This window comes from Flammeovirga aprica JL-4 (genome assembly GCF_012844305.1).
GTDB lineage: Bacteria > Bacteroidota > Bacteroidia > Cytophagales > Flammeovirgaceae > Flammeovirga > Flammeovirga aprica.
The window spans coordinates 26,310-39,537 of sequence record NZ_JABANE010000023.1 but is presented as its reverse complement, the minus strand read 5'-3'; the positions used below and the strand labels follow the sequence as shown (position 1 = coordinate 39,537).

At 36.7% G+C, this 13,228-nt stretch carries 10 protein-coding genes and 3 tRNA genes; 9 read left to right on the top strand and 4 right to left on the bottom strand.

Features of this window, described 5'->3' with window-relative positions:
• Positions 1 to 22: 22 nt before the first annotated feature.
• Positions 23 to 664, bottom strand: coding sequence for a polysaccharide deacetylase family protein (locus HHU12_RS10540; protein ID WP_169656701.1), 642 nt, complete (start codon positions 662 to 664; stop codon positions 23 to 25).
• A gap of 441 nt (positions 665 to 1,105) precedes the next feature.
• On the opposite strand from HHU12_RS10540, the gene HHU12_RS10535 reads away from it, so the two are divergent.
• The 8 genes from HHU12_RS10535 (at position 1,106) to HHU12_RS10500 (ending at position 8,052) form a co-directional block, all read left to right on the top strand.
• Positions 1,106 to 2,002 (top strand): branched-chain amino acid transaminase, encoded by an 897-nt coding sequence (locus tag HHU12_RS10535; RefSeq protein WP_169656700.1) that lies wholly within the window; start codon positions 1,106 to 1,108, stop codon positions 2,000 to 2,002.
• Positions 2,003 to 2,043: 41 nt separating this feature from the next.
• Complete coding sequence (gene ilvD / locus HHU12_RS10530) at positions 2,044 to 3,726, top strand: dihydroxy-acid dehydratase (RefSeq protein ID WP_169656699.1); 1,683 nt, start codon at positions 2,044 to 2,046, stop codon at positions 3,724 to 3,726.
• A 33-nt stretch (positions 3,727 to 3,759) separates the two neighbouring features.
• Positions 3,760 to 5,502: a biosynthetic-type acetolactate synthase large subunit gene (ilvB, locus tag HHU12_RS10525; RefSeq protein ID WP_169656698.1), complete on the top strand. Its 1,743-nt coding sequence runs from the start codon at positions 3,760 to 3,762 to the stop codon at positions 5,500 to 5,502.
• A 12-nt stretch (positions 5,503 to 5,514) separates the two neighbouring features.
• Positions 5,515 to 6,057 carry an acetolactate synthase small subunit gene (gene ilvN, locus HHU12_RS10520; RefSeq protein WP_062617391.1) on the top strand — a complete coding sequence of 181 codons (543 nt, stop codon included), beginning with the start codon at positions 5,515 to 5,517 and terminating at the stop codon, positions 6,055 to 6,057.
• Between the two features lie 272 nt (positions 6,058 to 6,329).
• Positions 6,330 to 7,598 carry a threonine ammonia-lyase gene (gene ilvA / locus HHU12_RS10515; RefSeq protein WP_169656697.1) on the top strand — a complete coding sequence of 423 codons (1,269 nt, stop codon included), beginning with the start codon at positions 6,330 to 6,332 and terminating at the stop codon, positions 7,596 to 7,598.
• Positions 7,599 to 7,749: 151 nt separating this feature from the next.
• Positions 7,750 to 7,826, top strand: a tRNA-Asp gene (locus tag HHU12_RS10510).
• A 36-nt stretch (positions 7,827 to 7,862) separates the two neighbouring features.
• Positions 7,863 to 7,939 (top strand) — tRNA-Asp (locus HHU12_RS10505).
• 36 nt (positions 7,940 to 7,975) lie between these two features.
• A tRNA-Asp gene (locus HHU12_RS10500) sits at positions 7,976 to 8,052 on the top strand.
• A 49-nt stretch (positions 8,053 to 8,101) separates the two neighbouring features.
• Here HHU12_RS10500 and HHU12_RS10495 read toward each other — a convergent pair.
• Positions 8,102 to 9,049, bottom strand: a complete 948-nt coding sequence (locus HHU12_RS10495) for an RluA family pseudouridine synthase (RefSeq protein WP_169656696.1) — start codon at positions 9,047 to 9,049, stop codon at positions 8,102 to 8,104.
• Between the two features lie 67 nt (positions 9,050 to 9,116).
• Between HHU12_RS10495 and HHU12_RS10490 the strand changes: the two genes are divergently transcribed.
• Positions 9,117 to 10,316 (top strand): site-2 protease family protein, encoded by a 1,200-nt coding sequence (locus HHU12_RS10490; protein ID WP_240970907.1) that lies wholly within the window; start codon positions 9,117 to 9,119, stop codon positions 10,314 to 10,316.
• Here HHU12_RS10490 and cas6 read toward each other — a convergent pair.
• Both cas6 and asnB read right to left on the bottom strand, forming a co-directional pair.
• On the bottom strand, positions 10,303 to 11,022 hold the full coding sequence (cas6, locus tag HHU12_RS10485) for a CRISPR-associated endoribonuclease Cas6 (protein ID WP_169656695.1): 720 nt from the start codon (positions 11,020 to 11,022) through the stop codon (positions 10,303 to 10,305). The genes HHU12_RS10490 and cas6 overlap by 14 nt on opposite strands.
• Before the next feature lie 241 nt (positions 11,023 to 11,263).
• Complete coding sequence (asnB, locus tag HHU12_RS10480; protein ID WP_169656694.1) at positions 11,264 to 13,168, bottom strand: asparagine synthase (glutamine-hydrolyzing); 1,905 nt, start codon at positions 13,166 to 13,168, stop codon at positions 11,264 to 11,266.
• Positions 13,169 to 13,228: the final 60 nt, after the last annotated feature.

The window sequence follows — 13,228 nt, the reverse complement described above, 5'->3', positions numbered from 1 at the left end:
TTAAAAAAAGTCACTGTTTTATTCAAAGTGTATGAAATTCATAACCTTTATTTGAAAAATATTCTAAAAATCGGGGCAAAACATACTTTAAATTCTTTTCTGCTTTGATGCTGTCATGAAAAACAATGATTGATCCATTCTCTGCATTTTCTATAGCAGCCTTAAGGCATTTTTCCTTTTTATAATTCTTGTTATAATCCCTGGTCAATACATGCCACATAATGATTTCATAATCTTCCAATAATTGCCTCATCATTTTTTTGCCGATCTGACCATGTGGCGGTCTGAAAAATGGTTTCTTTGAAGTGACTTTATATAAAGGATTGCTTTTCAATACCTCATCACATTTCTTTACATTCTCCATGTAATTAGGAAGGCTTTTCTTCCAATATTGCAAATGATTGAAAGTATGGTTTCCCACCTGATGCCCTTCTTCCAATACTTGATGATAGACACTTGGATGTTTACGAATGTTGTCTCCCACACAAAAGAAAGTAGCTTTTGCATTATATTTTCTTAATACTTCTAACACCCATGGCGTGATTTCGGGAATTGGCCCGTCATCAAATGTTAGATATAATACAGGAGAAGGAGAGGCTTCTTTTTTCCAAACTAGACTAGGGAAAATTTTATTTCTAAAAACACTACCTACTTTTTGAATCATATAACAACACTTTTATTGCATTTTTTACAAATATAATAGATATGAAAAATCATTAGGAATAATATTTATTACTTTGCTCTAATATATTAAAATCAATGTTTCATCTATGAAATAAAGAAAAAACATAGTTTAGAATTCGTAATTATTTCTAAAAACTAATCCTTCATTCGTATATATATTTGCAAAATAAAAAGTTAGATCTTTATATTTGATGTAAACAATGATCGAAAATGTTGAAGAAAACGCAAAATATCGTCCTTATTATTATTAATACTATTGTCGTCCTTCTCAAAGGAAGATAATGGCAGGATCTTATATTGCATAAATCATAATAAAGAACGGCCATTGTCAAGACAAAAATTCTGACAGTGGTTTTTTTATTGCTTAAACATTCCAAATCATCTTAAAAGTAGTTGTGTAACCAATTAATAGTCTTCTGCCATGTTGAAATATTATGACAAAAATACGGTGATTTTCCACAATGGAGAATTCGTGAAAGCTGAAGAGGCAAAGGCTGATTTATTTTCTCAGTCATTGCACTATGGTAATGGTGTTTTTGATGCTGTAAGAGCTTATGATACAGCATTGGGACCGCATATTTTTAAAGCGAAGGAACATTACACACGTTTCCTGGAGGCGGCAAAAACAATGCACCTCGATTTACCTTATAGTGTTGATGAATTAGTAGGGATTACTTATCAATTACTTGAAGAAAACGGCTTTACTGATGCATATGTTAGACCTTTAGTATATGCTAGTGCCAATATGGATTTAACACCTACCAAAACGCATAACTTGTTTATTGCGGCTTGGAGATGGGATAAATTCTTAGGAAAAGACTTATTAGATATCACTATATCAAAATATACACGTCCTAGTCCTTATTCATTTAATGTAGAGGCAAAAATCTCTGGACACTATATTAATAGTATCGTTTCTATTGCAGAAGCAAAAGACAGAGGTTTTGATGATGCTTTGTTATTAGATGTTGAAGGATATGTAGCGGAAGGAACAGGTGCTAATTTTTTCTTTGAAAAAGGAGGAAAGCTTTATACTTCTCAAAAGGGACATATCTACCCAGGAATTACTAGAAACGTAGTTTTCGGAATAGCTAAAAGCTTAGGCGTTGAGGTAGTGGAAGGACAATTCAAACCGGAAGATCTAAAAGATATTGACGGAGCGTTCTTCACAGGTACTGCAGCTCAGATTACAGGAATCAGCAGTATTGACCGACAGCCAATGAAAAAGAACTGGGAAGATACAATTGGTTGCGAGGTGTTTGAGAAATACAGACAGTTTGTGACACAGAGTGAGTATGATAACTACTCTATTATTTAATTATAGGACTAATCAGACAAACAAATAGATATTAAAAGATTATGGCAGAGATGTTAAACAAGCATAGCCGCACAATTACTCAAGACGATACACAGCCTGCAGCTCAGGCCATGTTATACGGTATTGGGTTGACGGAAGAGGATATGAACAAGCCTCAAATCGGTATTGCTAGTACTGGATATGAGGGAAACACATGTAACATGCACTTGAATGGCCTGGCTGCTGAAGTGAAAGTGGGTGTTCAAAAGTCAGACATGGTCGGCTTGATTTTCAATACTATTGGAGTAAGTGATGGTATCACAAACGGTACTATCGGTATGCGTTACTCTCTTCCTTCAAGAGATATCATTGCTGATTCAGTTGAAACAGTTACAAACGGACAATTCTATGATGGTTTAATTACAGTTGTAGGTTGTGATAAAAATATGCCAGGAGCTATGATGGCAATGTGCCGTGTCAACCGTCCAACAATCATGTTGTATGGTGGTACTATTGCTTCAGGATGCTGGAAAAAGAAAAAATTGAACATTGTATCTGCTTTTGAAGCATTAGGTGAAAAAATCGCCGGTACAATTTCAGATGAAGATTACAAAGGAGTAATTAAAAATGCTATTCCTGGTGCTGGTGCTTGTGGTGGTATGTATACTGCTAACACTATGGCTTCAGCGATTGAGGCAATGGGTATGAGTTTACCTTACTCTTCATCAAACCCTGCAGTAAGTCAAAACAAAAAAGACGAATGCCAGAACTTAGGTCCTGCTATCCGTAACCTTTTAGAGTTAGACTTAAAACCATCAGATATCTTAACGAAGGCATCTTTTGAAAATGCATTGGCTGTAATTATGGCTTTAGGTGGATCAACAAACGCTACATTGCACATGTTGGCTATCGCAAAAGCAGCAGACGTTGAGTTGACTTTAGATGATATTCAAAGAGTTTCTGATAGAGTGCCATTCTTTGCAGACTTGAAGCCTTCAGGTAAATACTTGATGGAAGATGTATTTGCAGTAGGTGGTATCCCTGCAGTAATGAAAACATTATTGAACTGGGGCTTATTGGACGGTTCTTGTATGACTGTTACTGGTAAAACAATTGCTGAAAACTTAGCAGATGTTGATCCACTAGGTAGCGATCAAGACTTGATGAGACCTCAAGACAATCCAATCAAATCAACTGGTCACTTACAAATCCTTTACGGTAACTTAGCAACAGAGGGTTCTGTAGCGAAGATCACTGGTAAAGAAGGTGAGAAATTCGTAGGTCCTGCAAAAGTATTCAACGATGAGTTTGCAGTGATTGAAGGTATTTCTAACGGTGAAGTAAGTAAAGGTGAGGTAGTTGTGATCCGTTACGAAGGTCCAAAAGGTGGTCCTGGTATGCCAGAGATGTTAAAGCCAACTTCAGCAATTATGGGTGCAGGTCTTGGTAAAGACGTTGCTTTAATTACTGACGGACGTTTCTCAGGTGGTACTCACGGTTTCGTAGTAGGACATATCACGCCTGAAGCAGCAGTTGGTGGTAACTTAGCATTAGTAGAGGATGGTGATATCATCACAATTGATGCGGTTACTAACAAAATCGAAGTGGCAGTTTCTGACGAGGAATTGGCAGAAAGAAGAAAGGCGTGGGTAGCACCAGAGCCTAAGTTTAAGAAAGGAATCTTATATAAATATATAAAAACAGTTTCTTCAGCATCTGAGGGATGTGTTACTGATGAATTTTAATCAGTAATAAGAGAAGTACAAAATTGTTTCAATATGAGTACAGCGACAAAAGAAATGGCCAAAGAAGCAAAGACAGTAGGTCAAAAACCACAAAGAGTAACGGGAGCAGAGGCAGTGTTAATGGCACTGATTGAGGAAGGTGTAGATACACTCTTTGGTTACCCAGGTGGAGCGATTATGCCAGTGTATGATAAGCTCTATCATTATGAGGACAAGTTAAACCACATTCTTGTACGTCACGAGCAGGGTGCTGCTCATGCTGCACAAGGATATTCTCGAGTCAATCATAAAGTGGGTGTCTGTGTTGCAACTTCTGGTCCAGGAGCGACAAACTTGATTACAGGTCTTGCAGACGCAATGATTGATTCTACTCCTATGGTAGCGATCACAGGTCAAGTAGCTTCTCATTTGTTAGGAACTGATGCATTCCAAGAGACAGATGTTGTAGGTATTTCGACTCCAGTTACGAAGTGGAATTACCAAGTAACAAAAGCATCTGAAATTCCTGAAGCGATTGCAAAAGCTTTCTACATTGCAAAAAGCGGTCGTCCAGGTCCTGTATTGATTGATATTACAAAGGACGCTCAATTTGAAGAGGTTGACTTTGAATATAAACCTTGTACAAAAGTACGTAGTTATAAGCCAGTGCCAGTTGCTTCTGAAGAATCAATTGAAGCGGCAGCTGATTTAATCAACAAGGCGAAAAAACCATATATCTTGGTAGGTCATGGTGTAATGCTTTCTAAAGCTGAAAATGAGTTACTCGCTTTCGCTGAAAAAGCAGGAATTCCAATGGCATCAACGCTATTAGGTTTGTCAGCTGTTCCTCATAACCATCCTCTATATGTTGGTTATTTAGGAATGCACGGAAACTACGGACCGAATATCAAAACAAACGAGTGTGATCTTTTGATTGCAGTAGGTATGCGTTTTGATGATCGTGTTACAGGTGATTTGAAAAGATATGCAAAACAAGCAAAAGTAATTCACATTGAAATTGATCCTTCAGAGATTGATAAAAATGTAAAAGCTGATGTAGCTGTAATTTCAGATGCAAAAGTGGCTTTAGAAAGAATTACTCCTAAGTTGAAAGAAGCGAAACATGAAGAATGGTTAGCTGAATTCCACGCTTGTGATGAAATCGAACAGAAAGAAGTGAAAGATTATGCATTAGGTTCTTCTACTGAAAAAGTGAAGATGTCTGAGGTGATCAAAATGCTTTCTGATAAAACAAAAGGTGAGGCAGTAGTCGTTACAGATGTTGGACAGCATCAAATGGAAGCTTCTCGCTATTATGAATTCAAGCGTACAGACAGTATTGTAAGTTCTGGTGGTTTGGGAACTATGGGATTCGCATTACCTGCTGCATTAGGAGCGGCAATGGGAGCACCTGACAGAACAGTCGTTTCTATTTCTGGAGATGGCGGTTACCAAATGACAGTACAAGAGTTAGGGACAATATTCCAATATAAAATCCCTGTAAAGATTCTAGTACTTAATAATAGTTTCCTTGGAATGGTACGTCAATGGCAAGAATTATTCTTCGATAGTCGTTACTCATTCACCGAAATGGTAAATCCAGATTTTGTAAAGTTAGCGGAGTCGTATTACATCAAAGCTGACAAAGCAGAGACAAGAGAATCTTTAAGTGATAAAATGGACGAATGGTTAAACACTGAAGGACCATGTTTCTTGGAAGTAGTTGTGGAAAAAGAATCAAACGTTTTCCCAATGATCCAAACAGGTGCCGCAGTTTCAGAAGTTCGTTTGAAGTAAAAAATTAAGATTATGGAAAAGCAAAGATTCACATTATCCATTTTTACAGAGAACGTAGTAGGCTTAACGAACCGTATCTCCATCATCTTCACAAGAAGAAAAATCAATATTGAAAGTTTAACTACTTCAGCTTCAGAAATTGAGCACGTTCACCGTTTTACGATTGTATTCTATTCAGATTGTAAAGAATCAGCGGAAAAGGTAGCGAAGCAAATTGAGAAGCAAATTGATGTAGTGCGTTGTTTCCTATATGAAGACAGCGAAACAATCTATCAAGAAGTAGCTTTATACAAAGTAGCAGTTGATAACCTTAAGGATTCAGATATGGTCGAGGAGATCGTTAGAAAGAATCATGCAAGAATATTAGCAGCGAAAGCAGATTTCCTAGTGATTGAGAAAACAGGTCACGAAGAAGAAACACACGCTTTGTATGAAGAGCTAAAACCTTATGGATTGATGCAGTTTGGTCGCTCAGGACGAATTTCATTATCAAAAGAACGTCAGGAGATCAGTAGCTTACTTGCAGAATATGATCAAGAGGATGCGATAGTGTAAGGTGAGATCACCTTTCATAAGATAAGAACTACAGATAATTATTATTATGTCAGAGTTAAATTTCAGAGGAGTAGTTGAGAACGTAGTACTACGTAACGAATGTCCTTTGGAAGAAACTCAAGAAGTTCTAAAATTCCTCTATCTATAGATACATTTAAAGGGATGGTTTCGGCTGTCCCTTTTTTACTTTTAAATGGATAATAAGTACTAGGCGTTTTAAATACTTAAATCTATTTTACTAAAAACTTCCACCCTTATCAAAGGGAAATATCATGGCAGAAACAGAAGAATTGGTAGGTTTACCGAGTGTGGAATCTATCGTAAAAGCACATAGAAAATTAAAGGATGTTGTTACTAGAACACCTTTAATGAGAAATATGAACTTGTCTGAAAGATATCAGGCTGATATTTGGTTGAAGAGAGAAGATCTTCAGATTGTACGTTCTTATAAGTTGAGAGGTGCTTACAATAAGATTTCATCTTTATCAATTGATGAGCAAAAGAAAGGTATTGTGTGTGCTAGTGCAGGCAATCATGCTCAAGGTGTAGCTTATTCTTGTAAAGTGCTAGGTATTCATGGTGTGATTTATATGCCAGCGCCAACTCCAAACCAGAAAGTAAGTCAGGTGAGGATGTGGGGAAAAGATATGGTGGAAGTAGTTTTGGTTGGTGACACTTTCGATGATGCTTACGCTGCAGCTATGCAACGTTGTGAGGAAGAAGGAAGAGTATTTATCCATCCTTTTGATGATCCTAAAGTAATAGAAGGTCAAGGTACGGTAGGACTAGAGATCTTAGAAGATGCTAAGGACGATATAGATTACCTTGTAATGCCAATTGGTGGTGGTGGACTGTCATCTGGTGTGGGAAGCTATTTCAAGCAAATCAGCCCTAGTACAAAGCTGATAGGAGTAGAACCTGAAGGTGCTCCAGCCATGAAGGTGTCTATTGACAAAGATGAAGTGGTAACATTACCTAAAATTGAGAAATTTGTGGATGGTGCCGCTGTACAAAGAGTAGGTGATAATACTTTTAAAATCGCGAAGCAGTTTTTAGAAGATGTTATTTTAGTACCTGAAGGAAAAGTATGTTCGACTATTTTGCGTCTATACAACGAGGATGCTATTGTAGTAGAGCCTGCAGGTGCTTTATCGATTTCAGCTTTGGATGCTATCAAAGATGAAATAAAAGGAAAGAGAGTGGTCTGTGTAGTAAGTGGGTCTAATAATGATATCGGTCGTATGGAAGAGATTAAGGAACGTTCTCTTTTATATGAAGGGTATAAACATTACTTCATGGTGAGATTCCCTCAGAGAGCAGGTGCTTTAAGAGAATTCTTGGCTGAAGTTTTAGGTCCAAATGACGATATTGTTCACTTTGAATACACGAAAAAAGTGAACAGAGAGAAGGCTCCAGCCATTGTTGGGATTGAAGTAAAGTACCCTTCAGACTTCGATAGTTTGACAGAACGAATGACTCAAGGAGGTTATAAATTTGAGCTTCTCAACGAAAATCAAGATATGTTCAACTTTTTGATATGATTTTGTGATTTATCTTATTGTTGTAAATCAGAGTATTATGATTTTGTTAAGATAAAATTACAATTTTAATACCCGCTATAGTTTGGATTATCCAAATCAAGGGTGCATATTTGCATCGCTTTTAAGAAAAACGCCTCTTAAAAAGCGACCTGGAGCAGTAGTTCAGTTGGTTAGAATACCTGCCTGTCACGCAGGGGGTCGCGGGTTCGAGTCCCGTCTGTTCCGCCAACAAGTCTTCATCAAGACTTTCAAAAACCGATGACTGGAGCAGTAGTTCAGTTGGTTAGAATACCTGCCTGTCACGCAGGGGGTCGCGGGTTCGAGTCCCGTCTGTTCCGCCAACAAGTCTTCATCAAGACTTTCAAAAACCGATGACTGGAGCAGTAGTTCAGTTGGTTAGAATACCTGCCTGTCACGCAGGGGGTCGCGGGTTCGAGTCCCGTCTGTTCCGCCAACCAATTCAAGAGAAAGACAAGTTCGTTATGGACTTGTCTTTTTTTATTTTATACACTTTTTATCAGTGCCGTAATATCTAAAGGTAATACGGAGTCAAATTCCAGTACAGTATTTTGATCAAGGGGAGAGATAAAATGTAAAGTTTTAGCATGTAGACAATGACGCCCGATTTGATTCTGAATTTTTCGGTCTAGTATTAAATAGGAAACCTCATAACGCTGATCACCAACAAGGGGATGTCCTAGGAATTGCATGTGAACTCTGATCTGATGCGTTCTGCCCGTTTCCAACCTGCATTCAACTAAAGTGAACTTAGAATAACGCTGTAGTACCTTATAATGCGTTACAGCCTCTTTGCCAAAAGACTTATCCACGGAAACTTCAATACTTCTTTCATTTTCTGGGTGTCTGCCAATATGTTGATGAATTGTTCCCTGATCCTCTTTTACATTTCCCCATACCAAAGCATTATAAATTCTGTAAGGTTTCATTTTCTTAAACTGCTGACTTAAAAATTGTCTAGCATGTTCAGTTTTAGCCAAAACTAGTACCCCACTCGTATCTTTATCCAAACGCTGGACAATACAGTCTTTTAAGAGTACATCTTTCTGATCCGTTTTTCTATAATAAGTTTTTAATGCGTTCTGAACAGTATTGCCATAATTGCCTAGTCCAGGATGCATGGGCATTAGGGCAGGTTTATTGATTACAATGCACTCACTGTCTTCATGGAGTACTTCTAAGGGATAATCATAATCTAGCAATTCTGTAAGTTTATTAAAAGGTTCATACCAACGAATGATGTCATCAGGTTTAACAAGGTAACTTGCTTTTGACTTTTTATCATTGACAGTCACCATTTCAGTTTTAATTTTCTTCTGAATGATGTTTCTACTTTTATTAGGAAGGTTTAAAGATAGAAAATGGTCTAATCGTACCTGTTTGCCGGCTTTTGGTACTGTAAATTCTTCATGAAGATGCTTCTTTTCTATCATTCTCTTTTTTTGTTGTATGATCCAAGCTACAAAGTTAACTTGCAAGACTTATTGATGGAATTAAAATATGGAAGAAAATAAAGAGACGAAGCAAGAATTTGACTTTTCAAAGTTTACACTCCCAGAGAAAAAAGAGAACAAAGAGAACAAAAAGGGGATGGCCTGGTGGAAACACCTTCTTTTATTTATAATAACACTTGTAGCAACCACTTTTGCAGGCTTGGAATGGTTATATGGAAAATCTGTTATTTTCACTCCAATCAGTCCAGAAGAATGGTGGGGAGCACTTTCTTATTCGGTTCCATTTTTAGGGATATTGACGGTTCATGAATTTGGCCATTATTTCACTGCAAAATACCACAAACTCAAAGTCACTTTACCCTATTATCTACCGGTATGGTTTTTTAGTATAGCTCCATCAATAGGTACCTTCGGTGCTTTCATTAAAATTAAAAGCATGATCAAATCAAGAAATGCGTTTTTTGATGTAGGTGTATCAGGTCCTTTAGCAGGTTTTGTAGCCGCTTTGTTTGTTTTATTTTATGGCTTTACACATTTACCTCCTCAAGAATATATTTTTCAGATTCATCCCGAATATCAGGAGTATGGTTTAGATTATGCGAATCATGTATATGATAATTTGGGAGAAGGCGAAGATATGATGTTTGGTACTAACTTGTTATTTGAATTTTTCAAGCATTATGTAGCTCCAGATCCATCATTAGTACCCAATCCACATGAAATGATGCATTATCCTTATCTGTTTGCAGGTTTCTTGGCTTGTTTTTTTACAGCATTAAATCTTTTGCCTTTTGGGCAATTGGATGGAGGGCATGCATTATATAGTATAATAGGATATAAACGATTTCATCAGCTTCTACCTTTTACATTTGCCGCATTTTTATATTGGGGTGGATTAGGTTTATTCTCTGCAAATGACAGTCATGAATACCTTCTGACTTATGCTCCACTATATGTTTTCTATTTGTATTTTGTTTCTATGCAACTGTTCAAAGACAAAATAACGATAGCACTTTATGCAATGGGTATTTTTACTGCTCAGTTTGTTACTGTAACTTTTATTCCGACTGCAACAGGGTATACGGGATGGTTATTTTTCGGAGTGATTTTATCAAAGTTTGTAGGATTACATCACCCACCAGCATTATACAAAAAAGGTGTTGACACCAAACGTAAAATTGTTGGTATCATCACCTTGATCGTTTTTATATTATGTTTTACGCCTACGCCGTTTATTCTGAACTAGAATTTTCTTCACCGACGATATAAGGCTTTTTATCAGGATTGAAATAAGGAATGTCTAGCATACCAAATCCATGAGCTGTCAATTCACCAAATCCATTGTGATAGATAAACTCTTGTACTTCTGGAGCTGCTAAAATTTCAAATGGGAGGGTATAACCTCTAGCTTCCTTGATTTCTCCATTCTTAATTACAGAATAGATACGGGCAAACTTTTTGTCCATTCGATTGATCCTTGCTAAATAGTCTTGATCAGGAATCACTTGAAACCTGAAGAAAGAGGCTATTTGCTCTTGGGTATACAAACCTGAGCTTTCCATTCTGAACATTGTAGAATCATACAACATATCAGAAAAGTCATCACTTACAGGATTTACAAACATCTTGTTGTTTAACCCTTGAATATCGTGGAAAGGTACAATGGGTGAGATACAGAGGTATTTCATGGACTCACTGAACTGAGGTACTTCTTCTACCTCAACACTGTCAGCTTGCAGCATCAAATTACCTAAAAGAATATGAGATTCTCTGAACAACCCATTGACGATACTGTCAACGAATTCTTTATTTGGGCTGGTTAATACGATGGTTGCTTTTTTTGAAAAATAATGTAGACCTTCTCGGCCAACTTTTGTCTGTCCTTTAAGCCCAGAAAAAGTAAAATTGGCGTTATCGAATAAGTCATTATCAGCACACGCTATCTTCAGCATGTTCTGAACAAGTTTTTGGTGGTGGAAGGGTAAAATTGCACCCTTGTTACGGAGATTGAAGATTATTCTTATGCGCACCTTCTAAAAAATTTGTAGTTGGTAACTTCCAATAGGATAAATCCTAGATAGATAAAAAAATTAATAAAGCGTGGAAACACTTGTAAAATACCTCAATGAGGCAGATTACTTAATATCATTAATTTCTCTCAATTAAAGTAATTTTTTTAACAAAATTATATTTTTAAGCTTTATTTAACGAAGGATTATATTTTTTCCACCAATTCTGCAAAACAAGAATTGACCATACTTGGTTTTGATCATAATTGGAAGAATTAAAGATTGTGTTCTTCAAACTCTCTGTATAATTGACATCAAAGATGCCTTGATTTGCTACAAAGTCCTTGTCTAACATTTCATTGACCCAACTTCTTAAAGCAGTTTTATACCCATTCATCAATGGTACTTCAAATCCGTGTTTTGGTCGTTTATAGAGCTCTTCAGGTAGTAAATTTCTAAATGCATCCTGTAAGATTCTCTTCTTCATGTTACCATGGATTTTATATTCAGAAGGAAGTCGCATTGCAAACTCAACTACTCTATGATCAAGGAACGGAACACGTACTTCAAGGCTGTTCAGCATACTCATAGAATCTACCTTGTGCAGCATGTCATTGACCAATAAACCATTAAGGTCAGAGAATAAAACATCATTAATTCCAGTTCCATTAATCGATTGTGTGAGATGTGCTTTTCTCTGTGAAAAAGCATTTTCATCTATTTGATCTTTAAAGTCTTGAGAAAGGATGCTTCTTGTTGTATCGGTATCTCTCCAACAGCATTGGAACCAATACCTTTCCTGTGGAGAAAGTTTTAACCCTTCACCAAATTTGATGGCTTGTCTCACTTTATTTCCTAAAGCAGAGTTTCTACTTTGAGGGAGTTGCTTTAAAATAGGAAGACCCGCTTTGATGGCCTTTGCTAAAGTTCCTTGGTTTCTTGATTTCCATTCCCCCAGGTGTTTATTGTATCCTGCGAACATTTCATCAGCGCCATCTCCAGATAAAGCAACTGTTACTTTCTTTTTTGTTTCCCTGCACAAAATATTTACAGCCAAAGCTGATGCATCGGCAAAAGGTTCTGCATAACTATCCAGCATACCAAAGAGATGATTGTAAAAATCATCTGGCGTTAGTTTAAAAGCAGTATGATCTGTATTGTACTTTTTGGCGACTAATTCAGCATAATGTGTTTCATCAAAAAGAGGCTCGTCTTTATAGCCAATAGAGAACGTTTGTAACTGTTCTGTATGTTTTGATGCCATAGCAACTACCGCAGAAGAGTCAATTCCTCCACTTAAAAAAGCACCTAATGGAACATCCGAAATCATTCTTTCTTTAATGGAAGCGTCCATCACTTTCAGAAGTTCTTGTTGTGCTTCTTCATACGAAAGATCTAAAGGTGTTGAGCATTGTTTTTGAAGCTGATAATATGGCTCAACAATGACCTCTTTTCCTTTAATAAACATATAATGTCCTTGGGGAAGTTTCTTGATATTCTTGAAGACAGAATCAGGAGTAGGAATATAAGTTAATTGCAATAATTGGAAAATAGAAGTGGGGTCAACATCTTTTTCAATACCGAATTGAAGAAGAGAAACCATTTCACTACCGAAAACTACTTTATCCTCATCTACAGCATAAAGCAATGGTTTTATTCCCATTCTGTCTCTTGCTATAAAAAGACTGTTTTCCACATTATCATAGATGGCAAACCCAAAGAAACCATGGAATAAATTTACACAGTCCTTGCCATAATGAATATAAGCATAGAGTAATACTTCAGTATCAGAACTTGTTTTGAATTCAACACCTTTGTTCTTCAACTGTTCTTTAATCTCTTGATAATTATAAATTTCTCCATTGAAAACAATGGTGTAACGTCCTGAAATATCATGCATAGGCTGATTAGCACCTTCAGACAAGTCAATGATAGAAAGTCTTCTATGTCCTAGATGAACGAAATGACTGCTGTAAACGTCAGATGCATTTGGTCCTCTATGAGCAATAACCTCTGTTGCTTTATGCATATGGATAGCTTGCATTCGACCAATTTCATTGAAGGCAAATAAACCTGTAATACCGCACATGATCTTTTCTTGGAGTTAAAAAAATGGTGATTAAAGAATTTTTACAGAACGAAATTAGAA

Coding starts and splice junctions, on each gene's coding strand:
- ilvN (WP_062617391.1), top strand. CDS start 5,515: ATGGAAAAGCAAAGATTCACATTATCCATTTTTACAGAGAACGTAGTA.
- HHU12_RS10495 (WP_169656696.1), bottom strand. CDS start 9,049: ATGATAGAAAAGAAGCATCTTCATGAAGAATTTACAGTACCAAAAGCC.
- HHU12_RS10535 (WP_169656700.1), top strand. CDS start 1,106: ATGTTGAAATATTATGACAAAAATACGGTGATTTTCCACAATGGAGAA.
- HHU12_RS10540 (WP_169656701.1), bottom strand. CDS start 664: ATGATTCAAAAAGTAGGTAGTGTTTTTAGAAATAAAATTTTCCCTAGT.
- asnB (WP_169656694.1), bottom strand. CDS start 13,168: ATGTGCGGTATTACAGGTTTATTTGCCTTCAATGAAATTGGTCGAATG.
- HHU12_RS10490 (WP_240970907.1), top strand. CDS start 9,117: ATGGAAGAAAATAAAGAGACGAAGCAAGAATTTGACTTTTCAAAGTTT.
- ilvA (WP_169656697.1), top strand. CDS start 6,330: ATGGCAGAAACAGAAGAATTGGTAGGTTTACCGAGTGTGGAATCTATC.
- ilvD (WP_169656699.1), top strand. CDS start 2,044: ATGGCAGAGATGTTAAACAAGCATAGCCGCACAATTACTCAAGACGAT.
- ilvB (WP_169656698.1), top strand. CDS start 3,760: ATGAGTACAGCGACAAAAGAAATGGCCAAAGAAGCAAAGACAGTAGGT.
- cas6 (WP_169656695.1), bottom strand. CDS start 11,022: ATGCTGAAGATAGCGTGTGCTGATAATGACTTATTCGATAACGCCAAT.